This is a genomic window from Halomonas sp. HNIBRBA4712, from assembly GCF_043558675.1.
Lineage (GTDB): Bacteria > Pseudomonadota > Gammaproteobacteria > Pseudomonadales > Halomonadaceae > Vreelandella.
Window position 1 is genome coordinate 80,334 of the sequence record NZ_JBIFXR010000001.1, and the last position, 25,344, is coordinate 105,677.

Consider the following 25,344-nt stretch of genomic DNA (forward strand, 5'->3'; position numbering starts at 1 on the left):
GGCAAGGACATGACCATCGGTAACCTGATGCGTTTGTTAAGCGATGGCGAGGTCCACTCCGGCGAGGCGCTGGGCGAGGCGCTGGGCGTCTCCCGAGCGGCGGTCTGGAAGCAGCTCAAGAAGCTCGAGGCCATGGGCGTTGCGCTCGTCGCGGTAAAAGGGCGCGGCTACCGCCTGGCCCAGCCGCTCGAGCCACTCGACCACCGCCGGGTGGTCGCTGGCCTTCCCGCCGAGGCGCGCCATCTGCTGGCGCGGCTGTTCGTCGAGGACCAGCTGCCCTCGAGCAACGAGTACCTGCGCGCGCGCTTCGAGCAAGGCGCCGGCCACGGCGAGGTCTGCCTGGTCGAGCTTCAAACCGCCGGGCGCGGGCGGCGCGGGCGGGTCTGGTCCACGCCCTGGGGGCAGAGTCTGATGCTCTCGCTTGGCTGGCGCTTCGACGCCGGGGTCGCTTCGCTTGAGGGCTTGAGCCTGGCGGTGGGCGTAGTCGTCGCCGAGGCGCTCGAACGCTACGGCGTGACGCCAGGGCTCAAGTGGCCCAACGACATCCTGCTCGCCGACCAGAGCGGCGAACTTGCCAAGCTTGCCGGTATCCTGATCGAAGTGACCGGCGACGCCGCCGGGCCCTGCGAGGCGGTGATCGGTATGGGCATGAACCTCTTCTTGCCCCAGAGCCTTCGCGACACCATCGACCAGCCGGTGGCAGCGCTTCTTGAGGCTGTACCCGAGGTGTCGCGCAACCAGCTCGCTGCCGAGGTGATCGCCGGGCTCGTACTGATGCTTTCCGAGTTCGAGGAGCGCGGGTTCGGCGTCTGGCGCGATGCGTGGAACGCGCGTCACGCCTATAAAGGGCTCAACGTGCGCGTGATTCAGGGCGCGCGTGAAAGCGAGGCGGTCGCCGGCGACGTCGATGACAGCGGCAACCTCTGGGTGAGTGAAAACGGCCAGCCGCGGCGGCTCTCCGGCGGTGAGATCAGCGTACGCAGGCGCCTATGATTCTGGATCTGGATATCGGCAACACGCTCTCCAAGTGGCGCCTGAAGGATGCGGACAGCAGCGAGATACGCTCGCGCGGCGCGGTGTGGACCCGGGAGGAGTGGCGCCCCGGGGCGGACATCCCGAATCTGGACGTGGTCGAGGCGGTGCGCATCTCGAGCGTGGCCCGCGCTGCGGTGCTCGACGATACGGTCAAGCTCTTGCGCCGCCAGGTGCGCCAGGTGTTCGTCGCCCGCTCGCTGCCCGAGTCGCTTGGCGTGGTCAACGGCTACAGTGAGCCGGGCAAGCTCGGGGTGGATCGCTGGATGGGGGCGCTCGCCGGCTACCAGCTCGCCGGCGGCTGCTGCGCGGTGGACTGCGGCAGCGCCATCACCGTCGACTTCGTGCTGCCCGGCGGCACGCATCTGGGCGGCTTCATCATTCCCGGCCTCCGCCTGATGAAGGAGAGCCTGAAGCTTGGCACGCGCAACGTGGCGATCGACCCGGACAGCGAAGCCGATGCGCTGCTGGAACCGGGGCGGCGCACCGTGGACGCGGTCAATCACGGCATTTACATGGCGGCGGTCAGCGCGATCAACCGCATTTACAGCGAAGTGTGCGACCAGCAGGGCGTGACGCTGCCGATGCTCTTGACCGGCGGCGACGCGCGGGTAGTGTCACGCGGCGTGCGCGTGCCCCACGCGGTATGGCCGGACATGGTCTACGGCGGGCTTGAGGCGAGCTTTCCGCTGACGTTTGCCGAGCGCGCCGGCAAGATGGCCGGCGCCCCCAGAGTGCCGGAAACCGTCGCGCTGGAAAAAATCCGCGCAGCGCTTGCTTTTTCGATGCTGCTTTGACAGAATGCAGCGCGTTCCAGGGCGGTAGCCTTTCGTGAAAGCGATAGGTGCAAGTCGAAAGCTTCGAAAAATTAAGTAGCTATCTGACTTGACACTGTTTTGGAGGCTGGCATAATGTGCCGCCACAGATGGAGAGGTTCCCGAGTGGCCAAAGGGAGCAGACTGTAAATCTGCCGCGAAAGCTTCGAAGGTTCGAATCCTTCCCTCTCCACCAGTTTGTAGCAGCAATTGAAGGTTGCTGGAGTTGAAAGCCGCAAGGCGCGTTTTTCGGTTGAGCTTGCCGGTTTTTGATTCTTGTTTGATCAAGCGGGCGTAGTTCAATGGTAGAACCTCAGCCTTCCAAGCTGATGGTGCGGGTTCGATTCCCGCCGCCCGCTCCAGTCAAGCGTTGGCTGTTTTAGCTCATGTAGCTCAGGGGTAGAGCACACCCTTGGTAAGGGTGAGGTCGACGGTTCAATTCCGTCCATGAGCTCCATATTATGAAAAAAGCGGGCATTGCTCGCTTTTTTTGTCTTCTCGCCGCGTCGAGCGGTAGACGAAGCGCAAGGGTTGTCAAGCGGTAATGCATCCGCTATCATGGCGCCCGCTGTAGCGTAGGTGTGCAAATGCACACGATGATACAGGCCAGTGGCTCAATTGGCAGAGCAGCGGTCTCCAAAACCGCAGGTTGGGGGTTCGAGTCCCTCCTGGCCTGCCAACCTTCCCCAGGTTGGTACGTCTTTTCAAGAATTCCAAGTCGCTCGCTGCACCCTGAGGAGTCTCGTTTTTATGAAGCCTAGTTCCGTAAAACATGGCGCCGAGGTGCAACAGTCACGCCATGACGGGCTCAAGTGGGCGGCGGTTGCAGTGCTGCTTGTCGTCGCTGTCGTGGGTAATACATATTTCGCCGATGTCGCTTTGCTCTACCGTGTTCTGGGCGTGGTGCTTCTGTGCGTCGGCGCCGGTCTCATCGCGCTGACCACGACCAAGGGTCGCGCGCTGGTTGAGCTTGCGGTCAGTGCCAAAAAAGAGATTCAGCGCGTCGTATGGCCGACTCGGCCCGAAACCATTCAGACCACCGCCATCGTGCTGGTGGCGGTTCTGGTGGTGGGTCTGATGCTTTGGCTGATCGATACTCTTCTTGGCTGGGCGATGTCCGGCGTCATTGGTTAGGAGTTTTCATGTCCAAACGTTGGTACGTCGTCCACGCCTACTCCGGCTTTGAAAAGCACGTGATGCGCTCGCTCATAGAGCGAGTCAAGATGTATGGCATGGAAGACCGCTTTGGCGAAATTCTGGTGCCGACGGAAGAAGTGGTCGAAATGCGCGACGGCAAGCGTCGCAAGAGCGAACGCAAGTTCTATCCCGGCTACGTTCTGGTCGAGATGGAAATGGTCGACGAAACCTGGCACCTGGTCAACGAAACGCCCCGCGTCATGGGCTTTATCGGTGGCACCAAGGAGAAGCCGGCGCCGATCACCACTCGCGAAGCCGACGCCATCCTGCATCGCGTCAAGGACGGCACCGACAAGCCGCGGCCGAAGACCATGTTCGAGCCGGGCCAGTCGGTTCGCGTGACCGACGGCCCGTTCGCCGATTTCAACGGCGTGGTCGAAGAGGTGAACTACGAAAAGAGCCGTCTGCAGGTAAGTGTGCTGATTTTTGGTCGCGCCACGCCGGTAGAGCTCGAGTTCTCTCAGGTCGAAAAAGAGTAAGTATCAAGCAAGGGCGCGCTCGTCGAGCGCGCCGTTTCGCGCAGGGCCGAGCCCTGCCAAGTCCGGGGAGCCGCAAGGCGTTATCACCCAATTGGAGTAAACAGTATGGCCAAGAAAGTACAGGCTTATATCAAACTGCAGGTGGCTGCAGGTAAAGCCAACCCGAGCCCGCCCGTAGGCCCCGCGCTGGGTCAGCACGGTGTGAACATCATGGAGTTCTGTAAAGCGTTCAACGCCGAGACACAGGACATCGAGCCGGGCCTTCCGACGCCGGTCGTGATCACCGTCTACTCTGACCGTAGCTTCACGTTCGTCACCAAGACGCCGCCGGCTGCCGTGCTGCTGAAGAAAGCTGCCGGTATCAAATCCGGTTCCGGCGTGCCGAACAAGCAGAAGGTCGGCACCGTGACCCGTGAGCAGCTCGAAGAGATCGCCAAAACCAAAGAGCCGGACATGACCGCTGCGGATCTTGACGCCGCGGTACGCACGATCGCTGGTAGCGCTCGTAGCATGGGCCTAAACGTGGAGGGTCTCTGATCATGGCTAAACTGACCAAGCGCGCGAAAGCCATTCGCGAGAAAGTCGACACCAAAAAAGCGTACTCCCTGGACGAAGCCGTCGCGCTTCTCTCCGAGCTTTCCACCGTGAAGTTCAAGGAGTCCGTGGACGTGGCGATCAACCTCGGCGTTGATCCGCGTAAATCCGACCAGGTCGTGCGTGGCGCTACCGTCATGCCCAACGGCACGGGCAAGGATGTACGCGTTGCCGTCTTCACCCAGGGTGCCAACGCCGACGCCGCTAAAGAAGCCGGCGCCGACATCGTGGGCATGGACGATCTGGCCGAGCAGGTCAAGAAAGGCCAGATGGACTTCGACGTCGTCATCGCCTCGCCGGACGCCATGCGCGTCGTTGGCCAGCTGGGCCAGATTCTCGGTCCGCGCGGTCTGATGCCGAACCCGAAAGTCGGCACCGTGACGCCGGACGTCGCCACCGCGGTCAAGAACGCCAAGGCCGGTCAGGTGCGTTTCCGTACCGACAAGAACGGCATTATTCACACCACGCTCGGCAAGATCGATTTCGAAGCCGACGCGGTGAAAGGTAACCTGGAAGCACTGGTGGCAGACCTCAAGCGTCTGAAGCCGAGCACCTCCAAGGGTATCTACTTCAAGAAAATGACCCTGTCCACCACCATGGGCCCGGGTCTGACCATCGACCACTCCGCTTACGTCTAAGCGAGCCGGTCAGGGCGCTCGCCTTCACGGCGGGCGCCTGGTCAGGAATGCAAGAACTTTGCGGTCCTCCACGGTTTCGTGGAGCGCCGTCAAAGACCGCAGGTGCCATCGTCGGGTTCATTGACGTGGCTTAATCGCTCAAAGCGCCTGCGCAGATGGTGTGGCCGCCAGTTGGTTGAAGCTTAGCGAGGCTTGTCTGGTGAGCACCATCCCTACGGCTTTCAGGGCGCGGGTTGGCCTTGAAAGAGATGGTAACCACCGGGTTTTTGACCCGGCACGAAGGAGTGATCACTGTGCCACTAGCACTTGAAGGCAAGAAAGCGATTGTTGCCGAGGTGAGTGAAGCGGCCAAGGACGCACTCTCCGTCGTAGTTGCCGATTCTCGTGGCGTAACGGTTGGCAAAATGACCGACCTGCGCAAGCAAGCGCGCGAGAATGGCGTCCAGATCCGTGTTGTGCGCAACACGCTGGCACGCCGCGCCCTCGAGGGCACTCAGTGGGAGTGCCTCAACGAGAGCTTCGTTGGTCCGACTCTGTTGGCCTTCTCCACCGAACACCCGGGCGCTGCCGCTCGTCTGTTCAAGGAGTTTGCCAAGACCGAGCAGAACTTCGAAGTCAAGGCGCTGGCCTACGAAGGTGAGCTGATTCCGGCTGCCGACATCGACCGTCTGGCAACGCTGCCGACCTACGACGAGGCAATCGCCAAGTTGATGTCGGTCATGAAAGAAGCCTCCGCTGGCAAGCTGGTTCGTACCCTGGCCGCCCTGCGCGACCAGAAGCAGGAAGCCGAAGCGGCGTAAACCGCTTTCCCTGCTGGCGGCGTGAAAACGCTGCCTGAACCGAGCAACGAATCCCGAGTCGCAAGACTCCCGCAAAGTTAGGAACGAAACAATGGCACTGTCCAAAGACGATATCATCAATGCTGTAGCCGACATGTCCGTAATGGAAGTCGTCGAGCTGATCGAAGCGATGGAAGAGAAGTTCGGCGTATCCGCCGCGGCTGCCGTCGTAGCTGGCCCGGGTGCTGGTGGCGACGCCGCTGCCGCTGAAGAGCAGACCGAGTTCGACCTGGTTCTGACCTCTGCCGGTGACAAGAAAGTTAACGTCATCAAGGCCGTTCGCGAAATCACCGGCCTTGGCCTGAAAGAAGCCAAGGGTGCCGTTGACGGCGCGCCGGCGACCATCAAGGAAGCCATGTCCAAGGACGACGCAGAAGCAGCGAAGACCAAGCTGGAAGAAGCAGGCGCTTCCGTCGAGCTCAAGTAATACTTGTGCCGGTGGCTTTACGCGCGGCGTAAGCTTCCACGGCTGGCGGCGGGCTCTCCCGCTGCCGGCCTTTTTCTGTTGTAGCTGGCATCAAACGCGCTGTCGTGCTATGCAGGAAGGCTACGAAAGTAGCAACACAGTAAGACCGGTGTTTGGTAGCGCTTTGGAGGATCTCCTCGATATGCGCAATAACACTGTTATCTATCAGAATTTTTGACGGCGAGCTACCCATCCAGGAGCTTGCTGTCTGCGTCTGAGACGCCCGCGGGGCAGATGACCACGCATCGGCCACCCATGGTGAACAAGCTGGGGAATACAGATGGCTTACTCATATACTGAGAAAAAACGCATCCGCAAGGATTTCGGCAAACTGCCCCAAGTGATGGATGTGCCTTACTTGCTGGCGATCCAGCTTGATTCCTACTACGACTTTCTCCAGCAGGACCGTTCGCCTGACGAGCGTCACGAGGTCGGTCTGCATGCGGCGTTTAAGTCCGTCTTTCCAATCGAGAGTTTTTCCGGCAACGCCGCGCTCGAGTATGTCAGCTACCGCTTTGGTACGCCGGCGTTCGACGTAAAAGAGTGTCAGCTGCGTGGCGTGACCTACTCGGCACCGCTGCGCGTGAAGGTGCGCCTGATCATCTACGATCGCGACTCTTCCAATAAAGCCATCAAAGACATCAAAGAGCAAGAAGTCTACATGGGGGAAATCCCCCTGATGACCGAGAACGGTACCTTCGTCATCAACGGTACCGAGCGGGTAATCGTCTCCCAGCTCCACCGCTCCCCCGGTGTGTTCTTCGATCACGACAAGGGCAAGAGCCACTCCTCGGGCAAGCTTCTGTACTCTGCCCGCGTGATTCCTTACCGTGGCTCCTGGCTCGACTTCGAGTTCGACCCGAAGGACAACGTCTTCGTGCGTATCGACCGTCGCCGCAAACTGCCGGCGTCGGTGCTGATGCGTGCGCTCGGCATGAGCGCCGAAGAGATTCTCGGCGAGTTCTTCGAAACCAGCGTGTTCCACATCGAGAAGTCCGGCTTCTCCGTGGAGCTCGTGCCGTCGCGCCTGCGCGGCGACACCGCCACCTTCGACATCAAGGATGGCAGCGGTGAAATGATCGTCGAGGAAGGCCGTCGTATCACCCAGAAGCACATCCGCCAGCTCGAAAAAGCGGGCCTTGAGCGTCTGGAAGTGCCGATGGAGTACCTCTACGGCAAGACCCTGGCCAAGGATCAGATCGACGCCAAGACCGGCGAGCTGATCGTGGCCTGCAACACCGAGATCACCCCGGAAGTGCTCGAGCGCATGGCCGAAGGCGGCATCACGCGCATCGAAACGCTCTACACCAACGATCTCGACTGCGGTTCGTTCATCTCCGACACCTTGAAGCTCGACACCACCGGCTCGCAGCTCGAGGCGCTCGTCGAGATCTACCGCATGATGCGCCCCGGCGAGCCGCCCACCAAGGAAGCCGCCGAGACGCTGTTCCACAATCTGTTCTTCACCGAAGATCGCTACGATCTCTCCGGTGTCGGCCGGATGAAGTTCAACCGCCGCCTGCGTCGCGAGTCCGACACCGGCTCCGGCGTGCTCGACCGTGGCGACATCCTCGATGTGCTGCGCGAGCTGATCAGCATTCGTAACGGCTTCGGCGACGTCGATGACATCGACCACTTGGGCAACCGCCGCATTCGCTGCGTCGGCGAGATGGCGGAGAACCAGTTCCGCGTGGGTCTCGTGCGCGTCGAGCGCGCGGTGAAAGAGCGCCTCTCCATGGCGGAAAGCGAAGGCCTGATGCCCCAGGACTTGATCAACGCCAAGCCGGTCGCGGCGGCGGTGAAGGAGTTCTTCGGCTCGAGCCAGCTCTCTCAGTTCATGGACCAGAACAACCCGCTGTCGGAAGTCACGCACAAGCGTCGTGTCTCCGCACTCGGCCCGGGCGGTCTGACCCGCGAGCGCGCCGGCTTCGAGGTGCGCGACGTTCACGCCACGCACTACGGTCGCCTGTGCCCGATCGAGACGCCGGAAGGCCCGAACATCGGTCTGATCAACTCGCTGGCGACCTACAGCCACACCAACAGCTACGGCTTCCTCGAAACGCCGTACCGCAAGGTGAACGCGGGTCAGGTCACCGACGACATCGTCCACCTTTCGGCGATCGAAGAGGGCGACTACGTCATCGCCCAGGCCTCTGCCGCCGTGGACGAGTCCAACAAGCTTTCCGACGACCTGGTGCAGGTTCGCCACCGCGGCGAAACTACCTTCATGCGCCCGGAACAGGTCACGCTGATGGACGTGTCGCCGCGTCAGGTCGTTTCCGTGGCCGCGGCCTTGATTCCGTTCCTCGAGCACGATGACGCCAACCGCGCCCTGATGGGGGCGAACATGCAGCGTCAGGCGGTGCCGACCCTGCGCGCCGACAAGCCGCTCGTCGGTACCGGCATGGAGCGCTTCGTCGCGCGCGACTCTGGCGTGTGCGCCGTGGCGCGCCGCGGCGGCGTGATCGACTCCGTCGACGCGCGTCGCGTGGTGGTACGGGTCAACGAAGACGAGATCATCGGCGGTGAAGCCGGGGTCGACATCTACAACCTGACCAAGTACACCCGTTCGAACCAGAACACCTGCATGAACCAGCGTCCGATCGTGCGCCCCGGCGACAACGTGGCGCGTGGCGACATCCTCGCCGACGGCCCGTCCGTCGACATGGGCGATCTGGCCCTCGGTCAGAACATGCGCATCGCGTTCATGCCCTGGAACGGCTACAACTTCGAGGACTCCATCCTGCTCTCCGAGCGGGTCGTTCAGGAAGACCGCTTCACCACGATCCACATCCAGGAGCTGACCTGTGTGTCTCGCGACACCAAGCTCGGCCCGGAAGAGATCACCTCGGACATCCCCAACGTCGGCGAGTCGGCGCTGGGCAAGCTCGACGAGGCGGGTGTCGTCTACATTGGTGCCGAAGTCGGCCCCGGCGACATTCTGGTCGGCAAGGTCACGCCGAAGGGCGAAACCCAGCTGACGCCGGAAGAGAAGCTTCTGCGTGCGATCTTCGGTGAGAAGGCAAGCGATGTGAAAGACACCTCGCTGCGCGCGCCGACCGGCATGAAGGGCACCGTCATCGACGTGCAGGTCTTCACCCGCGACGGCGTCGAGAAGGACTCCCGCGCGCTCTCGATCGAGCAGATGCAGCTCGACGAAGTGCGCAAGGATCTCCAGGAGACCTACCGCATCGCTGAAGACGCGACCTTCGAGCGTCTCAAGCGCACCCTGGACGGCCAGGCGGTCAACGGCGGCCCGAACCTGAAAAAAGGCGACGTGCTGAGCGAGTCCTACCTGGAGGAACTGCCGCGTCAGCAGTGGTTCAAGCTGCGCATGCAGGACGAGGCGTTCAACGAACTGCTCGCCCAGGCGGATGAGCAGCTCGAAAATCGCCGCAAGGAGATGGACGAGCGCTTCGAGGACAAGAAGCGCAAGCTCACCCAGGGCGACGATCTCGCGCCGGGCGTGCTCAAGATCGTCAAGGTCTACATGGCGGTCAAGCGTCGCATCCAGCCCGGTGACAAGATGGCCGGTCGTCACGGTAACAAGGGTGTCATCTCGGCGATCATGCCGATCGAGGACATGCCTTTCGACGAGAAGGGCGAGCCGGTCGACCTGGTCCTGAACCCGCTGGGTGTACCGTCGCGCATGAACGTGGGTCAGATTCTCGAGACTCACCTGGGCATGGCGGCTCGCGGGCTTGGCGTGAAGATCGACGCGATGCTTCGCGACGCGCGCGGCCAGCAGCTGGCGGAAATCCGCGACTTCCTTGGCCAGGTGTACAACACCCCGGGCACGCGCCTCGAGGACATCGACTCGCTTTCTGATGACGAAGTGATTGCGCTGGCGAAGAACCTCAAGGGCGGTGTGCCGATGGCAACGCCGGTGTTCGACGGTGCGCGGGAGCACGAGATCAAGCACCTGCTGAAGCTCGCCGACATTCCCGAGTCCGGCCAGATGACGCTGTACGATGGCCGTACCGGCGACAGCTTCGACCGTCCGGTGACCGTGGGCTACATGTACATGCTGAAGCTCAACCACCTGGTCGACGACAAGATGCACGCGCGCTCTACCGGTTCCTACTCGCTGGTCACCCAGCAGCCGCTGGGCGGCAAGGCGCAGTTCGGCGGTCAGCGCTTCGGGGAAATGGAAGTGTGGGCGCTGGAAGCGTACGGCGCCGCGTACACGCTACAAGAGATGCTCACCGTCAAATCGGACGACGTCGAGGGCCGCACCAAGATGTACAAGAACATCGTGGATGGCGACCACACCATGCAGGCAGGCATGCCGGAGTCCTTCAACGTGCTGGTGAAGGAAATCCGCTCGCTGGGCATCGATATCGAGTTAGAGAGCTAGGAGCTGTCCAATGAAAGATTTGGTGAAAGTACTCAAATCGCAGTCTCAGTCCGAAGAGTTCGACGCGATCAAGATCACGCTGGCGTCGCCGGACATGATTCGCTCCTGGTCGTTTGGCGAGGTGAAAAAGCCCGAGACCATCAACTACCGGACCTTCAAGCCGGAGCGTGATGGCCTGTTCTGCGCCAAGATCTTTGGTCCGGTCAAGGATTACGAGTGCCTGTGCGGCAAGTACAAGCGCATGAAGCACCGCGGCATCATCTGTGAGAAGTGCGGCGTCGAAGTGACCAAGGCCGCCGTGCGCCGCGAGCGCATGGGCCACATTGAGCTTGCCTCGCCGATCGCTCACATCTGGTTTCTGAAGTCGCTACCGTCGCGCATCGGCATGTTCCTCGACATGACCCTGCGTGACATCGAGCGCGTGCTCTACTTCGAGTCCTTCGTGGTGATCGACCCGGGCATGACCACCCTCGAGCGTGGCCAGCTTCTGAACGACGAGCAGTACTTCGAAGCGCTGGAAGAGTTCGGCGATGACTTCGACGCCCGCATGGGCGCCGAAGCCGTGCGCGAGCTTCTGAAGGACATCGATCTGGAGGAGGAGATCAACCAGCTGCGCGAAGAGATTCCGCAGACCAACTCCGAAACCAAGATCAAGAAGCTCTCCAAGCGCTTGAAGCTTCTGGAAGCGTTCTACCACTCCGGCAATGCGCCGGCGTGGATGGTCATGGAAGTGCTGCCGGTACTGCCGCCGGATCTGCGTCCGCTGGTACCGCTGGACGGCGGCCGCTTCGCGACGTCGGATCTCAACGATCTGTACCGCCGCGTGATCAACCGCAACAACCGTCTCAAGCGCCTTCTGGATCTGAACGCGCCGGACATCATCGTGCGCAACGAAAAGCGTATGCTTCAGGAAGCGGTCGACGCTTTGCTGGACAACGGCCGTCGCGGCCGGGCGATCACCGGCTCCAACAAGCGCCCGCTGAAGTCGCTTGCCGACATGATCAAGGGTAAGCAGGGACGTTTCCGTCAGAACCTTCTGGGTAAGCGCGTCGACTACTCCGGCCGTTCGGTCATCACCGTTGGCCCGACCCTGCGCCTGCACCAGTGCGGTCTGCCGAAGAAAATGGCGCTCGAGCTGTTCAAGCCGTTCATCTACTCCAAGCTTCAGTCGCTGGGCCACGCGTCCACGATCAAGGCCGCCAAGAAGATGGTCGAGCGTGAGCTGCCGGAAGTGTGGGACATCCTCGCCGATGTCATCCGCGAGCATCCGGTGCTCCTGAACCGCGCGCCGACGCTGCACCGCTTGGGTATCCAGGCGTTCGAGCCGCTTCTGATCGAAGGCAAGGCGATCCAGCTGCACCCGCTCGTTTGTGCCGCCTACAACGCCGACTTCGACGGTGACCAGATGGCGGTTCACGTACCGCTGACCCTGGAAGCCCAGCTCGAAGCCCGCGCGCTGATGATGGCCACCAACAACGTGCTGTCACCGGCCAACGGCGAGCCGATCATCGTACCGTCCCAGGACGTGGTACTGGGTCTTTACTACATGACCCGCGAGAAGATCAACGCCAAGGGTGAAGGCATGGTGTTCTCGAACCTCAACGAGGTCGAGCGCGCCTTCGGTACGCAAAGCGTCTCGCTGCACGCCCGCATCAAGGTGCGCCTGGAAGAGGTCGTGGTGGACGAAGAGAGCGGTGAGCGTAGCGACAAGCGCACCATCTATGACACCACCGTCGGCCGCGCGCTTCTGTTCCGCATTCTGCCGGAAGGCGTGCCGTTTGAGCTCATCGACAAGCCGATGAAGAAGAAGGCGATCTCCGGGCTGATCAACGAGGTGTATCGCCGCTCCGGGCTCAAACCCACGGTGATCTTCGCCGACCAGCTGATGTACACCGGTTTCCGTTTGGCGACCTGGTCCGGTGCGTCCATCGGCGTCAACGACTTCGTCATCCCGGAAGCCAAGACCGAGATCGTCGAGGCGGCAGAAGCGGAAGTCAAAGAGATCGAAGACCAGTTCTCCTCGGGTCTTGTGACCGCGGGCGAGAAGTACAACAAGGTCATCGATATCTGGTCCAAGGCCAACGATAAAGTGGCCAAGGCGATGATGACCGGTATCTCGAAAGAGACCGTGGTGGATCGCGACGGCAACGAAGTCGAACAGGACTCGTTCAACAGCGTCTTCATCATGGCCGACTCCGGCGCGCGTGGTAGCGCCGCCCAGATTCGTCAGCTTGCCGGTATGCGCGGCCTGATGGCCAAGCCCGATGGCTCGATCATCGAGACGCCGATCGTTGCCAACTTCCGTGAAGGTCTGAACGTACTTCAGTACTTCATCTCGACCCACGGCGCGCGTAAGGGTCTGGCGGATACGGCACTGAAAACCGCCAACTCCGGTTACCTGACCCGCCGTCTGGTCGACGTGGCCCAGGATCTGGTCATCACCGAGACCGACTGCGGCACCGAAAACGGTCTCACGCTGCACCCGATCATCGAAGGCGGCGATATCATCGTGCCGCTCTCCCAGCGCGTGCTGGGCCGGGTCGTGGCGGTCGACGTGGTCGACCCGAGCACCGAGGAAGTGCTGATTGCGCGCAATACGCTGCTCGACGAGAAGTGGTGCGCGGATCTCGACACCATGGGCGTCGACGAGATCGTCGTGCGCTCGACGATTACCTGTGACACCGCGCACGGCGTCTGCTCCTCCTGTTACGGGCGCGATCTGGCCCGCGGTCATCAGGTCAACATCGGTGAGTCCGTGGGCGTCATCGCCGCTCAGTCCATCGGTGAGCCGGGTACCCAGCTGACCATGCGGACGTTCCACATCGGCGGCGCGGCCTCGCGCTCCTCCGCGGTGGACAGCGTTCAGGTCAAGCACGGCGGCAAGGTGCGCCTGCACAACATCAAGCACGTTGAGCGTAGCGACGGCAAGCTGGTCGTGGTGTCGCGCTCCAGCGCCCTGGCGGTCGCCGACGACCACGGCCGCGAGCGTGAGTACTACAAGCTGCCTTACGGCGCCGAGCTTTCGGTACGCGACGGCGACGTCGTCGACGCCGGCGCCACCGTGGCCAAGTGGGATCCGCACACTCACCCGATTGTCGCGGAAGTGGAAGGTAAGGCGCAGTTCATCGACCTCGACGAGGGTGTCACCATGCACCGCTCCGTCGACGAGATGACCGGTCTCTCCTCCATCGAGGTGATCGAGTCCGCGGCGCGCCCGATGGCCGGCCGCGACAAGCGTCCGATGGTCATGCTGCAGGACGCCGCCGGCGAGTACGTCTCCATACCGGGCTCCAACACGCCGGTCCAGTACCCGCTGCCGGGTAACGCGATCATCTCCGTCGACGATGGCTCCGCCATCGGCGTGGGCGAGGTCGTGGCGCGTATCCCGGTCGAAGCGTCCGGCAACAAGGACATCACCGGTGGTCTGCCCCGCGTGGCGGATCTGTTCGAGGCGCGCAAGCCGAAGGAATCGGCGATCCTCGCCGAGATCAGCGGCGTGATCAGCTTCGGCAAGGAGACCAAGGGCAAGCGTCGTCTGACGATCACCCCGGAATCCGGCGACCCCTTCGAGGCGCTGATTCCCAAGTGGCGTCAGATTGCGGTCTTCGAAGGTGAGAGTGTCGAGAAGGGCGAGGTCATCTCCGATGGCCCGAGCAACCCGCACGACATTCTGCGGCTTTTGGGCGTGGCGGAGCTGGCCAAGTACATCACCGCCGAGGTGCAGGACGTTTATCGTCTGCAGGGCGTAGGTATCAACGACAAGCACATCGAAGTGATCGTGCGTCAGATGCTGCGCAAGGTCGAGATCACCGACTCCGGGGATTCCGACTTCATCACCGGCGACCAGGCGGAACTCGTGCGCGTTCTCGAGCAGAACGAGCGCCTCGAGAAGGAAGGCAAGTTCCCGGCCAAGTACACCCGCCTGCTGCTGGGTATCACCAAGGCGAGTCTCGCGACCGAGTCGTTCATTTCGGCGGCCTCGTTCCAGGAGACCACGCGGGTACTCACCGAAGCGGCGGTGACCGGCAAGCGCGACTATCTGCGCGGCTTGAAGGAGAACGTCGTGGTAGGGCGTCTGATTCCGGCAGGTACCGGTTTGACCCACCACGCCGAGCGTCGTCGCAAACGCGAGGACGTCGAGCGCCTGTTCACCCCCTCGGCCACCGAGGTCGAACAGGAGCTGGGTGCGCAGCTGACCGCCCTCGACACCGACGACGAGCTCTAAGCGCGTCGGCAGTGATTGAAAAGGCGGTATAGCGAGCCACCAGGCGGCTGGCCTCGGGACGCGGTTTCACCGGCGACACGCCGGTGGGGCTTGACGAAACCCGAGGCCAGCCTTTAGAATGCGCAGCCTTTAACAGTGGGGTGGGTGCGCCCGCACCGCTAGAAAGGCCAAGGCAACCATTGGAGTCAGCTAAACACCATGGCAACGATTAATCAGCTAGTGCGCAAGCCGCGCAAGCGCCCCGTCACCAAAAGTGACGTGCCCGCGCTTCAGGCCTGCCCGCAAAAGCGCGGCGTTTGTACCCGCGTTTACACCACCACCCCGAAGAAGCCGAACTCGGCCCTGCGTAAGGTTTGCCGTGTGCGCCTGACCAACGGGTTCGAAGTCTCTTCCTACATCGGTGGTGAAGGTCACAACCTGCAGGAACACTCCGTTGTTCTGATCCGCGGCGGTCGTGTAAAAGACTTGCCCGGTGTGCGCTATCACACCGTTCGCGGCGCGCTCGACACCTCCGGCGTTCAGAACCGTCGTCAGGGTCGTTCCAAGTACGGTACCAAGAAGCCGAAGGCCTAAGGCCGCGGTCTCTTGACCACGAAATTTGCTGGTCTGATAAGAGTAAGGTCGGGCAACGCCAGAAGGCGACCATAAGCCCCGGGTTTACCTGAAGGATCCTTAATCGAGGGCTTATCATGCCTAGAAGAAGAGTTGTAGCCAAACGCGAAATCCTGCCGGATCCGAAGTTCGGAAGTGATCGTCTGGCGAAGTTCATGAACCACCTGATGGTCAGCGGCAAAAAGTCCGTAGCTGAGCGCATCGTATACGGTGCGTTGGACAGGGTTGCCGAGCGCAGTAATGAAGAGCCGCTGGAAATCTTCGACAAGGCGCTGGAAACCATTCAGCCGATGGTCGAAGTCAAATCGCGCCGCGTAGGCGGTGCGACCTATCAGGTGCCGGTCGAAGTTCGCCCGTCACGCCGCCAGGCGCTCGCCATGCGCTGGCTGGTGGACGCTGCGCGTCGCCGCGGTGAGAAAACGATGGTTCAGCGCCTGGCAGGCGAGATGCTGGATGCCGCTGAAGGCCGAGGCTCCGCTGTCAAGAAGCGTGAAGACGTGCACCGTATGGCGGAAGCCAACAAGGCCTTCTCTCACTATCGTTTCTAAGCTCGGCGTTGCTGAGTGCGGGCTTCTTTTGGCCCGTTGCAGCCGTCGCGCTCTTCGCGTCGCTGCTGCAGCCCGCCGCTATCTCCGGATGGCGGCGCTGGCATAAAAGAAGTCGCAGGATTGTAATGCATCGCCAACTAACGGGAGTTTCACCGTGGCACGCAAGACTCCACTAAAGCGTTATCGCAATATCGGTATCGTCGCTCACGTTGACGCGGGTAAAACCACGACCACCGAGCGCGTACTGTTTTACACCGGCCTTTCCCACAAGGTGGGTGAAGTGCACGACGGCGCGGCGACCATGGACTGGATGGAGCAGGAGCAGGAGCGGGGTATCACCATTACCTCGGCTGCGACCACCTGTTTCTGGCAGGGCATGAACAAGCAGTTCGACGAGCACCGCATCAACATCATCGACACCCCCGGGCACGTTGACTTCACCATCGAAGTCGAGCGTTCGCTGCGTGTTCTCGATGGTGCGGTCGTCGTACTGTGCGGCTCCTCCGGCGTACAGCCGCAGACCGAGACCGTATGGCGTCAGGCCAACAAGTACGAAGTTCCGCGCATGGTGTTCGTCAACAAGATGGACCGTACCGGCGCCGACTTCTTCATGGTCGTTGACCAGCTCAAGGAGCGTCTGGGCGCCAACGCCGTGCCGATCCAGATCAACTGGGGCACGGAAGAAGAGTTCCAGGGCGTTATCGACCTGATCCAGATGAAAGCCATCCTGTGGGATGAAGAGAGTCTGGGCATGAACTACGACCTCGTGGACATCCCGGCCGAGCTCCAGGAGACCGCCGAGAAGTACCGCGAAGAGATGGTCGAGTGCGCCGCTGAAGCCTCTGAAGAGCTGATGGACAAGTACCTCGAAGAGGGCGACCTGTCCATCGAAGAGATCAAGGCTGGTCTTCGTGCACGCACACTCGCCAACGAAGTCGTGCTGGTCACCTGTGGCTCCGCGTTCAAGAACAAGGGCGTACAGGCGGTTCTCGACGGCGTTATCGAGTACATGCCGTCACCGACCGAAGTAAAAGCGATCGAAGGTGAGCTGGACGATAAAGACGGCACCATCGCCACCCGCGAAGCCGACGACAACCAGCCCTTTGCAGCGCTGGCGTTCAAGATCGCCACCGACCCCTTCGTCGGTACCCTGACCTTCATCCGCGTCTACTCGGGCGTTCTGAAGTCGGGCGACGGTGTCTACAACTCCGTCAAGAGCAAGAAAGAGCGCGTGGGCCGTATCGTTCAGATGCACGCCAACTCGCGTGAAGAGATCAAGGAAGTACTGGCCGGCGACATCGCCGCTTGTATCGGCCTGAAGGACGTCACCACCGGTGATACCCTGTGCGACATCGATAACAAGATTATCCTTGAGCGCATGGAGTTCCCGGACCCGGTTATCTCGGTTGCCGTCGAGCCGAAGTCGAAAGCCGACCAGGAGAAAATGGGCGTGGCGCTGGGCAAGCTGGCCCAGGAAGACCCCTCCTTCCAGGTCAAGACCGACGAAGAAACCGGCCAGACCATCATTTCCGGTATGGGCGAGCTGCACCTTGATATCATCGTTGACCGCATGCGTCGCGAGTTCAAGGTCGAAGCCAATATCGGTAAGCCTCAGGTCGCTTACCGCGAAACCATTCGCGGCAGCGTCGAGCAGGAAGGCAAGTTCGTACGCCAGTCCGGTGGTCGTGGTCAGTTCGGTCACGTTTACCTGCGTATCGAGCCGCTGACTGCCGAAGAGAAGGGTGAAGGCGAAGAGGAAATCTTCTTCAAGTTCAACTCTGAAATCGTGGGCGGCGTGGTTCCCAAGGAATACGTGCCGGCGGTAGAGAAGGGTGCTTACGAGCAGCTGAAAAACGGTGTCATCGCGGGTTACCCGATGATCGACGTTAAAGTGACGCTGTACGATGGCTCCTACCACGACGTGGACTCCAACGAGACCGCGTTCAAGATCGCTTCTTCCATGGCAGTGAAGGAAGGTGCCAGGAAGGCCAAGGCCGTGCTGCTGGAGCCGGTGATGAAGGTCGAGGTCGTGACTCCCGAGGAATTCATGGGTGACGTCATGGGCGACCTGAACCGTCGTCGCGGCCTGGTGCAGGGCATGGATGACTCCTCCGCAGGCAAGGTCATCCGTGCAACAGTGCCGCTGGGTGAGATGTTCGGTTACGCAACCGATCTTCGCTCTCAGACCCAGGGCCGTGCGAGCTACTCCATGGAGTTCGCGAAGTACGATGAGGCGCCCAATAGCGTCGTTGAAGCCGTCATCAACCAAAACGGTTAACCGTTAGCTAACGTAAAGAGGTTATAGCAGTGGCTAAGGAAAAATTCGAACGTTCCAAACCGCACGTCAACGTCGGCACCATCGGTCACGTCGACCACGGTAAAACGACTCTGACTGCGGCCCTGACTCGCGTATCTGCCGAAGTTTTCGGTGGCGACTGGCGTGAATTCGATACCATCGATAACGCTCCGGAAGAGCGCGAGCGCGGTATCACCATCGCAACGTCTCACGTTGAGTACCAGTCCGAAGTGCGTCACTACGCGCACGTTGACTGCCCGGGACACGCTGACTACGTCAAGAACATGATCACCGGTGCCGCCCAGATGGACGGCGCGATCCTGGTATGTTCTGCAGCCGACGGCCCCATGCCGCAGACTCGCGAGCACATCCTGCTGTCTCGTCAGGTTGGCGTTCCGTTCATCGTCGTGTTCCTGAACAAGGCCGACATGGTCGACGACGAAGAGCTGCTCGAGCTGGTCGAAATGGAAGTGCGCGAACTGCTGTCCGAGTACGACTTCCCGGGCGACGACACCCCGATCATCACCGGTTCTGCCCTGATGGCGCTCAACGGTGAAGACGAGAACGGCATGGGCACCACCGCCGTTGCCAACCTGATCAAGGCACTGGACGACTACATTCCGGAGCCGGAGCGTGCTATCGACCAGCCGTTCCTGATGCCGATCGAAGACGTATTCTCCATCTCCGGTCGTGGTACCGTTGTAACCGGTCGTGTAGAGCGCGGTATCGTCAAAGCCGGCGAAGAAGTTGAAATCGTCGGTATGAAGGACACCACCAAGACCACCGTTACCGGTGTCGAAATGTTCCGTAAACTGCTCGACGAAGGTCGTGCCGGTGAGAACGTTGGTGCCCTTCTGCGTGGTACCAAGCGTGATGACGTCGAGCGTGGTCAGGTTCTGGCCAAGCCGGGCACCATCAACCCGCACACCGTGTTCGAAGCCGAAGTTTACGTTCTGTCCAAGGAAGAAGGTGGTCGTCACACGCCGTTCTTCAAGGGCTACCGTCCGCAGTTCTACTTCCGTACCACCGACGTAACCGGTACCTGTGAACTGCCGGAAGGCGTTGAAATGGTTATGCCGGGCGACAACATCAAGATGGTTGTCACCCTGATCGCTCCGATCGCCATGGATGACGGTCTGCGCTTCGCGATTCGCGAAGGCGGACGTACCGTTGGTGCCGGCGTCGTAGCCAAGATCGTCAAGTAATCGATTTACTTGATCGATAAAAGGGGGCTCGCGAGAGCCCCCTTTTCTGCGCACCAATAGCAAATGTTTGACACGCGCTATTGGCGTGCCTATAATGCGCATCCTTTGAATGCGTGGGTAGACGGCTCGCGCCGTCGACATCCATTGGAGTTTAGGGCAAATGCAGAACCAGAAGATTCGCATTCGGTTGAAAGCGTTCGACCATCGCCTGATCGATCAGTCCACAGCGGAAATCGTAGAGACCGCTAAGCGTACTGGTGCTCAGGTTCGTGGACCGATTCCGCTGCCGACCAACCGCGAGCGCTACACCATCCTGATTTCTCCGCACGTCAACAAGGACGCGCGCGATCAGTATGAGATTCGTACGCACAAGCGCGTGCTTGACATCGTCGAGCCGACCGAGAAAACCGTTGATGCGCTGATGAAGCTCGACCTCGCCGCTGGCGTCGACGTGCAAATCAAGCTCGACTAATCACACTAGACACTCGCGGCCCAGCGTTCATCACCTTCATTTGAACAGCAGCCGCCGCGTCGTGAGACGCCACACAATGTGCTAGTGGAATGCTCTGGAAAGGGCAGCCATAGCGGGTGATAGCCCCGTACACTATAGGAGACTGAGTATGACTATCGGTTTAGTCGGTAAAAAGGCCGGGATGACCCGTGTCTTTACCGAAGACGGCGCATCTGTGCCCGTAACCGTTATTGAAGTGGATCCTAACCGTGTCACGCGCGTTAAAACCGTCGAGTCCGACGGCTACGCCGCGGTACAGGTTACCACTGGCTCTCGCAAGGCCAAGCACCTCACCAAAGCGCAAGCGGGTCAGTTTGCCAAGGCGGGTGTTGAGGCCGGTCGTTCACTGATGGAATTCCGTCTTGCAGAAGGCGAGCAAGCTCCTGAAGTGGGTGGCGAACTCACCGTATCCCTCTTCGAAGCTGGTCAAATGATCGACGTGACCGGCACCTCCAAGGGTAAAGGCTTCCAGGGCGCAGTTAAGCGCTGGAACTTCCGTACCCAGGATAACAGCCACGGTAACTCCCTGTCGCACCGCGCGCCGGGTTCCATCGGCATGTGTCAGACCCCGGGTCGCGTATTCAAGGGCAAAAAAATGGCCGGTCAGATGGGCAACGTCCGCTGCACCGTTCAAAGCCTTGAAATCGTCCGTGTCGACGCCGAGCGCAATCTGCTGCTGATCAAGGGTGCCGTTCCGGGTGCTACCGGCAGCGACGTCATCGTACGCAGCGCCGTGAAAGCTGGCTGAAGAGGATAAATACCAATGAATCTGAATCTTGCTGCAGGCACGGGTACCGTTGAAGTAGCCGACGCCACTTTTGGCAAAGAATTCAATGAAGCGCTGGTTCACCAGGTCGTCACCGCCTATCTGGCCGGTGGTCGTCAAGGTACCCGCGCTCAAAAGAACCGTTCTGAAGTGCGCGGCGGCGGCAAGAAGCCGTGGCGTCAGAAGGGTACCGGTCGCGCACGTGCCGGCACCATCCGCTCTCCGCTGTGGCGCAGTGGCGGCGTAACCTTCGCGGCACGTCCGCAGGACCATTCCCAGAAGGTTAACCGCAAGATGTACCGCGCGGCGATGCGCTCCATCCTGTCCGAGCTGGTTCGCCAGGAACGCCTGGTAGCCGTCGAAGAGTTTAGCGTCGACGCGCCCAAGACCAAGCAGGTCGCTGCCAAGCTGAAAGAGCTCAACCTTGAGAAAGTGTTGATCGTCACTGAAGAAATTGACGAAACGCTCTATCTGGCCGCGCGTAACCTTCCCCACGTGAGCGTGGTGGATGTCGCGGCAGCCGATCCGGTGAGCCTGGTTGCCTTCGATAAGGTCCTGATCACCGTCTCCGCCCTGCGTAAATTCGAGGAGAAGCTGGCATGAATCAGGAACGCGTATTCAAGGTTCTGCTGGGTCCGCACGTGACCGAGAAGGCCGCGATGGCCGCCGAGCGCAACCAGTACGTCTTCAAGGTAGCAAGTGACGCTACCAAGCCCGAGATCAAGAAAGCCGTTGAAGCTCTGTTCGGCAAGAAGGTCGGTGGCGTTCAGGTTTTGAACGTCAAGGGCAAGACCAAGCGTACTGCTCATGGCGTTGGCCTGCGCAAGGGTTACCGCAAGGCGTATGTGACCCTGGCTGCGGGTGAAACGCTCGAAGACTTCTCTGGCGCCGAATAAGGGCAGGAGTACGGATAATGGCAATCGTCAAGACCAAACCCACATCCGCCGGTCGTCGCCACGTCGTCAAGATCGTTGGTGAGGAACTGTACAAGGGCCGCCCTCATGCGCCGCTCTTGGAAAAACAGTCCAAGTCCGGTGGCCGTAACAACTACGGTCGCATCACCACCCGCCACGTGGGCGGTGGTCACCGTCAGCACTACCGTCTGATCGACTTCAAGCGCACCAAGGATGGCATTCCGGCCACCGTTGAGCGCCTCGAGCACGATCCGAACCGCAGCGCCCACATCGCGCTGCTGAAGTACGCCGATGGCGAGCGTCGCTACATCATCGCACCGAAAGGCATCAGCGCGGGTGACGTGCTGGAGTCCGGTGTCAACGCCGCCATCAAGAAAGGCAATGCCTTGCCGCTGCGCAACATCCCGCTGGGTTCGACCGTTCACGCGATCGAGCTGAAGCCGGGCAAGGGCGCGCAGATTGCTCGCAGTGCCGGTACAAGCGCTCAGCTGGTCGCCCGTGAAGGCAACTACGCCACTCTGCGGCTTCGCTCCGGCGAAATGCGCAAGATTCTGGCGGAGTGCCGCGCGACGCTGGGTGAAGTGAGCAACTCCGAGCACAGCCTGCGTCAACTTGGCAAGGCCGGTGCGAAGCGCTGGAGAGGCGTGCGTCCGACTGTTCGCGGTGTCGCGATGAACCCTGTCGACCACCCGCACGGTGGTGGTGAAGGCCGCACCAGCGGTGGCCGTCACCCGGTTTCCCCGTGGGGTATTCCGACCAAGGGTCACAAGACGCGTAAGAACAAGCGCACCGACAAGCTGATCGTTCGTCGTCGTAACAAGACGCGCTGATCGAAATTGCCAAGACATTAAGAGGTAACGGCTGTGCCACGTTCACTTAAGAAAGGTCCCTTCATTGACCTTCATCTTTTGAAGAAAGTTGAGGCTGCAGTGGAGAAGAACGAGCGTAAACCGATCAAGACCTGGTCGCGTCGTTCGATGATCCTGCCCAACATGGTAGGTCTCACCATCGCAGTCCATAACGGACGCCAGCATGTCCCGGTGCACGTCTCCGAGGAAATGGTGGGTCATAAACTGGGCGAATTTGCTGCCACCCGCTTGTATCGCGGCCACGTGGCGGACAAGAAAGCCAAACGGTAAGCCAGAGAGGATTGAGAGATGGAAGTCACAGCTAAGCTGCGTGGCGCTCGTTTATCCGCCCAGAAGGCCCGTTTGGTGGCTGACCAGGTGCGCGGTAAACCGGTCGCCGAAGCTATTGACCTGCTGACCTTCTCACCGAAGAAGGCGGCCCAACTGGTCAAGAAAGTGCTTCAGTCCGCCATCGCGAATGCGGAAGAAAATAACGGCATGGACATCGACGAGCTGCGTGTCTCGACCATCTGCGTCGATGAGGGCATGACGCTCAAGCGTATCAAGCCGCGCGCCAAGGGCCGCGCAGATCGTATCTTGAAGCGCACCTGCCACATCACCGTCAAGGTAGCCGAGAAGTAGGAGTCGACCAGATGGGTCAGAAAGTCAATCCAATAGGCATCCGACTGGGCATTGTCAAGGACCATGCTTCTGTCTGGTATGCCGAGCGCGGCGCTTACGCCGATAAGCTCAACAACGATCTCGCAGTGCGCAGCTTCCTGGAAGAGCGTCTGAAAAACGCCTCCGTTAGCCATATTCATATCGAGCGTCCTGCGAACAATGCCCGCATCACCATTCACACTGCCCGTCCGGGTATCGTGATTGGCAAGAAAGGTGAAGACGTCGACCGCCTGCGTCGCGATCTTACCGAGATGATGGGCGTTCCGGTTCACGTGAACATCGAAGAAGTTCGCAAGCCGGAACTCGACGCCAAGCTGGTAGCCGCGAACGTGGCAGGTCAGCTCGAGCGTCGCGTGATGTTCCGTCGCGCCATGAAGCGCGCGGTACAGAACGCCATGCGTTTGGGCGCCGGCGGCATCAAGATTCAGCTGTCGGGTCGTCTGGGTGGTGCTGAAATCGCACGTACCGAATGGTACCGCGAAGGCCGTGTTCCGCTGCATACCCTGCGTGCGGATATCGACTACGCCACCTTCGAAGCTCACACCACCTACGGCGTCATCGGCGTCAAAGTGTGGATCTTCAAGGGTGAGATCCTCGGCGGTATCGAGGAAGTACGTGCCAAGGCCAAGCAGCCTGCCGGCAACGCGCCCAAGAAAAAAGGTTCCAGGTAAGGGGAGAGCGAGTCGATGTTACAGCCCAAGCGTATGAAATTCCGCAAGATGCAGAAAGGCCGCAACCGTGGCCTCGCGCATCGCGGAAGCAAGATCAGCTTCGGGGAGTACGGCCTGAAAGCTACCGGTCGCGGCCGCATTACTGCGCGCCAGATCGAAGCCGGCCGTCGTGCGATCACACGTCACGTCAAGCGTGGCGGTAAGATCTGGATCCGCGTATTCCCGGACAAGCCGATCTCCAAGAAACCACTCGAAGTTCGTATGGGTAAAGGTAAGGGTTCCGTTGAGTACTGGGTAGCCCAGATCCAGCCGGGTCGGGTCCTGTATGAAATTGAAGGCGTATCCGAAGAGCTGGCCCGTGAAGCGTTTGAGCTGGCCGCACAGAAGATGCCCTTGTCCACCACCTTTGCAAAACGGACGGTGATGTGATGAAAGCTCAAGAAATTCGTGAAAAGTCCGCAGGCGAGCTCCAGGAGCAGCTCCTCGAGCTACTCCGCGAGCAGTTCAACCTGCGCATGCAGAAGGCCACTGGCCAGCTGAGCCAGACTCATCTGCTCAAGCAGGTCCGTCGGGATATCGCCCGCGTGAAGACTTTGCTCAACGAGAAGGCAGGTGATTGAGATGGCCGAAGAGAAAAAAGCCCGTACGCTCACCGGTAAGGTGGTGAGCGACAAGATGGAAAAATCCATCGTCGTCATGATCGAGCGTCGTGAGCGTCACCCGATCTACGGAAAATACGTCAAGCGCTCCACCAAGCTGCACGCCCATGATGAGGCGAACCAGGCGAAGGAAGGCGATACGGTTTCCATTCAGGAGTGCCGTCCGATTTCCAAGAAGAAAGCCTGGACGCTGGTCGAGGTGGTCGAGCAGGCCAAGGGTTAATCCCCTCGGTCTTCCAACCAGTGCAGTCAGATTAGGTTTGGAGAAAACCGATGATTCAGACTCAGTCAATGCTGGATGTCGCCGACAACAGCGGAGCGCGCCGGGTGCAGTGCATCAAGGTGCTCGGTGGTTCCCACCGTCGCTACGCTCGCGTAGGTGATGTCATCAAGGTAACGGTGAAAGAAGCCATTCCGCGGGGCAAGGTCAAGAAAGGCCAGGTCCTCAAGGCAGTGGTCGTTCGCACCCGTAGCGGTGTCCGTCGTAACGACGGGTCGCTTATTCGTTTCGATGGAAATGCGGCGGTCTTGTTGAACAACACCAACGAGCAGCCGATCGGCACCCGTATTTTCGGTCCGGTCACTCGTGAGCTGCGTAACGAGCGGTTCATGAAGATCATTTCCTTAGCGCCTGAAGTGCTGTAAGGAGCGAGGCGAATATGCAAAAGATCAAACGTGACGATGAAGTCATCGTCATCGCCGGAAAGGATAAGGGCAAGCGCGGCACCGTTAAGCGGGTAATGGAAAACCGCTTCGTGGTGTCCGGTGTGAACATGATCAAGCGTCACACCAAAGCCAATCCCATGGCGGGAAATCAGGGCGGTATCGTCGAGCGTGAGGCTCCGATTCACGCGTCCAACGTAGCCATCTTCAATTCGGAGACCGGTAAGGCGGATCGCGTCGGCTTCCAGGTGAAGGAAGACGGTACCAAGGTACGTATCTACAAGTCGACGCAGACGCAGATCGACGCCTAACGCGAGTCGGGTAGCAC

General features: G+C 60.5%; 27 protein-coding genes and 4 tRNA genes. All 31 read left to right on the forward strand.

The features are described from left to right. Nucleotides 1–9 precede the first annotated feature (9 nt). Nucleotides 10–993 (forward strand): biotin--[acetyl-CoA-carboxylase] ligase, encoded by a 984-nt coding sequence (locus ACGK9R_RS00395; protein WP_394577593.1) that lies wholly within the window; start codon nucleotides 10–12, stop codon nucleotides 991–993. Continuing rightward, the gene (locus tag ACGK9R_RS00400; protein ID WP_394577594.1) at nucleotides 990–1,829 is read left to right on the forward strand and encodes a type III pantothenate kinase; all 840 of its coding nucleotides are present in this window, start codon (nucleotides 990–992) and stop codon (nucleotides 1,827–1,829) included. Before ACGK9R_RS00395 ends, ACGK9R_RS00400 begins: the two co-directional genes overlap by 4 nt. A 130-nt stretch (nucleotides 1,830–1,959) precedes the next feature. Next, nucleotides 1,960–2,043: transfer RNA gene (locus ACGK9R_RS00405), tRNA-Tyr, on the forward strand. A 92-nt stretch (nucleotides 2,044–2,135) separates the two neighbouring features. Further along, nucleotides 2,136–2,209, forward strand: a tRNA-Gly gene (locus tag ACGK9R_RS00410). A 20-nt stretch (nucleotides 2,210–2,229) separates the two neighbouring features. Next, nucleotides 2,230–2,304, forward strand: a tRNA-Thr gene (locus ACGK9R_RS00415). Nucleotides 2,305–2,450: 146 nt separating this feature from the next. Further along, nucleotides 2,451–2,526: transfer RNA gene (locus ACGK9R_RS00420), tRNA-Trp, on the forward strand. Nucleotides 2,527–2,597: 71 nt separating this feature from the next. Beyond that, nucleotides 2,598–2,981, forward strand: a complete 384-nt coding sequence (secE, locus tag ACGK9R_RS00425) for a preprotein translocase subunit SecE (RefSeq protein WP_394577595.1) — start codon at nucleotides 2,598–2,600, stop codon at nucleotides 2,979–2,981. 8 nt (nucleotides 2,982–2,989) lie between these two features. Next, nucleotides 2,990–3,523 (forward strand): transcription termination/antitermination protein NusG, encoded by a 534-nt coding sequence (gene nusG / locus ACGK9R_RS00430; protein WP_394577596.1) that lies wholly within the window; start codon nucleotides 2,990–2,992, stop codon nucleotides 3,521–3,523. A 105-nt stretch (nucleotides 3,524–3,628) separates the two neighbouring features. Further along, nucleotides 3,629–4,060 (forward strand): 50S ribosomal protein L11, encoded by a 432-nt coding sequence (gene rplK, locus ACGK9R_RS00435; RefSeq protein ID WP_394577597.1) that lies wholly within the window; start codon nucleotides 3,629–3,631, stop codon nucleotides 4,058–4,060. 2 nt (nucleotides 4,061–4,062) lie between these two features. Further along, nucleotides 4,063–4,755: a 50S ribosomal protein L1 gene (gene rplA, locus ACGK9R_RS00440; protein WP_394577598.1), complete on the forward strand. Its 693-nt coding sequence runs from the start codon at nucleotides 4,063–4,065 to the stop codon at nucleotides 4,753–4,755. A gap of 293 nt (nucleotides 4,756–5,048) precedes the next feature. After that, nucleotides 5,049–5,555, forward strand: coding sequence for a 50S ribosomal protein L10 (gene rplJ, locus ACGK9R_RS00445; protein ID WP_394578542.1), 507 nt, complete (start codon nucleotides 5,049–5,051; stop codon nucleotides 5,553–5,555). Nucleotides 5,556–5,646: 91 nt separating this feature from the next. Further along, nucleotides 5,647–6,021 (forward strand): 50S ribosomal protein L7/L12, encoded by a 375-nt coding sequence (rplL, locus tag ACGK9R_RS00450; protein ID WP_394577599.1) that lies wholly within the window; start codon nucleotides 5,647–5,649, stop codon nucleotides 6,019–6,021. A 319-nt stretch (nucleotides 6,022–6,340) separates the two neighbouring features. Continuing rightward, a complete protein-coding gene (gene rpoB, locus ACGK9R_RS00455) occupies nucleotides 6,341–10,417 on the forward strand; it encodes a DNA-directed RNA polymerase subunit beta (protein ID WP_394577600.1) in 4,077 nt (1,358 codons plus the stop codon). 10 nt (nucleotides 10,418–10,427) lie between these two features. Further along, a complete protein-coding gene (rpoC, locus tag ACGK9R_RS00460) occupies nucleotides 10,428–14,642 on the forward strand; it encodes a DNA-directed RNA polymerase subunit beta' (protein ID WP_394577601.1) in 4,215 nt (1,404 codons plus the stop codon). A gap of 198 nt (nucleotides 14,643–14,840) precedes the next feature. Then, on the forward strand, nucleotides 14,841–15,215 hold the full coding sequence (gene rpsL, locus ACGK9R_RS00465) for a 30S ribosomal protein S12 (RefSeq protein WP_394577602.1): 375 nt from the start codon (nucleotides 14,841–14,843) through the stop codon (nucleotides 15,213–15,215). Nucleotides 15,216–15,331: 116 nt separating this feature from the next. Continuing rightward, nucleotides 15,332–15,802: a 30S ribosomal protein S7 gene (rpsG, locus tag ACGK9R_RS00470; RefSeq protein ID WP_394577604.1), complete on the forward strand. Its 471-nt coding sequence runs from the start codon at nucleotides 15,332–15,334 to the stop codon at nucleotides 15,800–15,802. A gap of 154 nt (nucleotides 15,803–15,956) precedes the next feature. Next, a complete protein-coding gene (gene fusA / locus ACGK9R_RS00475; protein WP_394577605.1) occupies nucleotides 15,957–18,080 on the forward strand; it encodes an elongation factor G in 2,124 nt (707 codons plus the stop codon). A 29-nt stretch (nucleotides 18,081–18,109) separates the two neighbouring features. Then, nucleotides 18,110–19,303 carry an elongation factor Tu gene (gene tuf, locus ACGK9R_RS00480; RefSeq protein ID WP_394577606.1) on the forward strand — a complete coding sequence of 398 codons (1,194 nt, stop codon included), beginning with the start codon at nucleotides 18,110–18,112 and terminating at the stop codon, nucleotides 19,301–19,303. Between the two features lie 160 nt (nucleotides 19,304–19,463). Continuing rightward, nucleotides 19,464–19,775, forward strand: a complete 312-nt coding sequence (gene rpsJ / locus ACGK9R_RS00485) for a 30S ribosomal protein S10 (RefSeq protein WP_009098983.1) — start codon at nucleotides 19,464–19,466, stop codon at nucleotides 19,773–19,775. Between the two features lie 148 nt (nucleotides 19,776–19,923). Further along, on the forward strand, nucleotides 19,924–20,562 hold the full coding sequence (rplC, locus tag ACGK9R_RS00490; RefSeq protein ID WP_394577607.1) for a 50S ribosomal protein L3: 639 nt from the start codon (nucleotides 19,924–19,926) through the stop codon (nucleotides 20,560–20,562). 15 nt (nucleotides 20,563–20,577) lie between these two features. Next, a complete protein-coding gene (rplD, locus tag ACGK9R_RS00495; RefSeq protein ID WP_394577608.1) occupies nucleotides 20,578–21,183 on the forward strand; it encodes a 50S ribosomal protein L4 in 606 nt (201 codons plus the stop codon). Continuing rightward, nucleotides 21,180–21,476 carry a 50S ribosomal protein L23 gene (gene rplW / locus ACGK9R_RS00500; RefSeq protein WP_009098989.1) on the forward strand — a complete coding sequence of 99 codons (297 nt, stop codon included), beginning with the start codon at nucleotides 21,180–21,182 and terminating at the stop codon, nucleotides 21,474–21,476. Before rplD ends, rplW begins: the two co-directional genes overlap by 4 nt. 17 nt (nucleotides 21,477–21,493) lie before the next feature. After that, complete coding sequence (gene rplB, locus ACGK9R_RS00505) at nucleotides 21,494–22,324, forward strand: 50S ribosomal protein L2 (protein ID WP_394577609.1); 831 nt, start codon at nucleotides 21,494–21,496, stop codon at nucleotides 22,322–22,324. A 33-nt stretch (nucleotides 22,325–22,357) separates the two neighbouring features. Further along, nucleotides 22,358–22,633: a 30S ribosomal protein S19 gene (gene rpsS / locus ACGK9R_RS00510; protein WP_394577610.1), complete on the forward strand. Its 276-nt coding sequence runs from the start codon at nucleotides 22,358–22,360 to the stop codon at nucleotides 22,631–22,633. A gap of 18 nt (nucleotides 22,634–22,651) precedes the next feature. Next, nucleotides 22,652–22,984 (forward strand): 50S ribosomal protein L22, encoded by a 333-nt coding sequence (gene rplV, locus ACGK9R_RS00515; protein ID WP_394577611.1) that lies wholly within the window; start codon nucleotides 22,652–22,654, stop codon nucleotides 22,982–22,984. Nucleotides 22,985–22,995: 11 nt separating this feature from the next. After that, nucleotides 22,996–23,694 (forward strand): 30S ribosomal protein S3, encoded by a 699-nt coding sequence (gene rpsC / locus ACGK9R_RS00520; protein WP_394577612.1) that lies wholly within the window; start codon nucleotides 22,996–22,998, stop codon nucleotides 23,692–23,694. A gap of 15 nt (nucleotides 23,695–23,709) precedes the next feature. Then, nucleotides 23,710–24,123: a 50S ribosomal protein L16 gene (gene rplP, locus ACGK9R_RS00525; protein ID WP_227389089.1), complete on the forward strand. Its 414-nt coding sequence runs from the start codon at nucleotides 23,710–23,712 to the stop codon at nucleotides 24,121–24,123. Beyond that, nucleotides 24,123–24,314, forward strand: coding sequence for a 50S ribosomal protein L29 (gene rpmC / locus ACGK9R_RS00530; RefSeq protein WP_007111999.1), 192 nt, complete (start codon nucleotides 24,123–24,125; stop codon nucleotides 24,312–24,314). Before rplP ends, rpmC begins: the two co-directional genes overlap by 1 nt. 1 nt (nucleotide 24,315) lies before the next feature. After that, entirely contained in the window at nucleotides 24,316–24,576 is a 261-nt protein-coding gene (gene rpsQ / locus ACGK9R_RS00535) for a 30S ribosomal protein S17 (RefSeq protein ID WP_394578544.1), read from the forward strand. Between the two features lie 50 nt (nucleotides 24,577–24,626). Further along, complete coding sequence (gene rplN, locus ACGK9R_RS00540; RefSeq protein ID WP_394577613.1) at nucleotides 24,627–24,998, forward strand: 50S ribosomal protein L14; 372 nt, start codon at nucleotides 24,627–24,629, stop codon at nucleotides 24,996–24,998. Nucleotides 24,999–25,012: 14 nt separating this feature from the next. Further along, nucleotides 25,013–25,327 (forward strand): 50S ribosomal protein L24, encoded by a 315-nt coding sequence (rplX, locus tag ACGK9R_RS00545; RefSeq protein WP_252105869.1) that lies wholly within the window; start codon nucleotides 25,013–25,015, stop codon nucleotides 25,325–25,327. Nucleotides 25,328–25,344 lie beyond the last annotated feature (17 nt).

Bases quoted from the DNA above. Each gene is read 5' to 3' on its own strand.
- ACGK9R_RS00395 (WP_394577593.1), top strand. From the start codon at position 10: ATGACCATCGGTAACCTGATGCGTTTGTTAAGCGATGGCGAGGTCCAC.
- ACGK9R_RS00400 (WP_394577594.1), top strand. From the start codon at position 990: ATGATTCTGGATCTGGATATCGGCAACACGCTCTCCAAGTGGCGCCTG.
- secE (WP_394577595.1), top strand. From the start codon at position 2,598: ATGAAGCCTAGTTCCGTAAAACATGGCGCCGAGGTGCAACAGTCACGC.
- nusG (WP_394577596.1), top strand. From the start codon at position 2,990: ATGTCCAAACGTTGGTACGTCGTCCACGCCTACTCCGGCTTTGAAAAG.
- rplK (WP_394577597.1), top strand. From the start codon at position 3,629: ATGGCCAAGAAAGTACAGGCTTATATCAAACTGCAGGTGGCTGCAGGT.
- rplA (WP_394577598.1), top strand. From the start codon at position 4,063: ATGGCTAAACTGACCAAGCGCGCGAAAGCCATTCGCGAGAAAGTCGAC.
- rplL (WP_394577599.1), top strand. From the start codon at position 5,647: ATGGCACTGTCCAAAGACGATATCATCAATGCTGTAGCCGACATGTCC.
- rpoB (WP_394577600.1), top strand. From the start codon at position 6,341: ATGGCTTACTCATATACTGAGAAAAAACGCATCCGCAAGGATTTCGGC.
- rpoC (WP_394577601.1), top strand. From the start codon at position 10,428: ATGAAAGATTTGGTGAAAGTACTCAAATCGCAGTCTCAGTCCGAAGAG.
- rpsL (WP_394577602.1), top strand. From the start codon at position 14,841: ATGGCAACGATTAATCAGCTAGTGCGCAAGCCGCGCAAGCGCCCCGTC.
- rpsG (WP_394577604.1), top strand. From the start codon at position 15,332: ATGCCTAGAAGAAGAGTTGTAGCCAAACGCGAAATCCTGCCGGATCCG.
- rpsJ (WP_009098983.1), top strand. From the start codon at position 19,464: ATGCAGAACCAGAAGATTCGCATTCGGTTGAAAGCGTTCGACCATCGC.
- rplC (WP_394577607.1), top strand. From the start codon at position 19,924: ATGACTATCGGTTTAGTCGGTAAAAAGGCCGGGATGACCCGTGTCTTT.
- rplD (WP_394577608.1), top strand. From the start codon at position 20,578: ATGAATCTGAATCTTGCTGCAGGCACGGGTACCGTTGAAGTAGCCGAC.
- rplW (WP_009098989.1), top strand. From the start codon at position 21,180: ATGAATCAGGAACGCGTATTCAAGGTTCTGCTGGGTCCGCACGTGACC.
- rplB (WP_394577609.1), top strand. From the start codon at position 21,494: ATGGCAATCGTCAAGACCAAACCCACATCCGCCGGTCGTCGCCACGTC.
- rplV (WP_394577611.1), top strand. From the start codon at position 22,652: ATGGAAGTCACAGCTAAGCTGCGTGGCGCTCGTTTATCCGCCCAGAAG.
- rpsC (WP_394577612.1), top strand. From the start codon at position 22,996: ATGGGTCAGAAAGTCAATCCAATAGGCATCCGACTGGGCATTGTCAAG.
- rplP (WP_227389089.1), top strand. From the start codon at position 23,710: ATGTTACAGCCCAAGCGTATGAAATTCCGCAAGATGCAGAAAGGCCGC.
- rpmC (WP_007111999.1), top strand. From the start codon at position 24,123: ATGAAAGCTCAAGAAATTCGTGAAAAGTCCGCAGGCGAGCTCCAGGAG.
- rpsQ (WP_394578544.1), top strand. From the start codon at position 24,316: ATGGCCGAAGAGAAAAAAGCCCGTACGCTCACCGGTAAGGTGGTGAGC.
- rplN (WP_394577613.1), top strand. From the start codon at position 24,627: ATGATTCAGACTCAGTCAATGCTGGATGTCGCCGACAACAGCGGAGCG.
- rplX (WP_252105869.1), top strand. From the start codon at position 25,013: ATGCAAAAGATCAAACGTGACGATGAAGTCATCGTCATCGCCGGAAAG.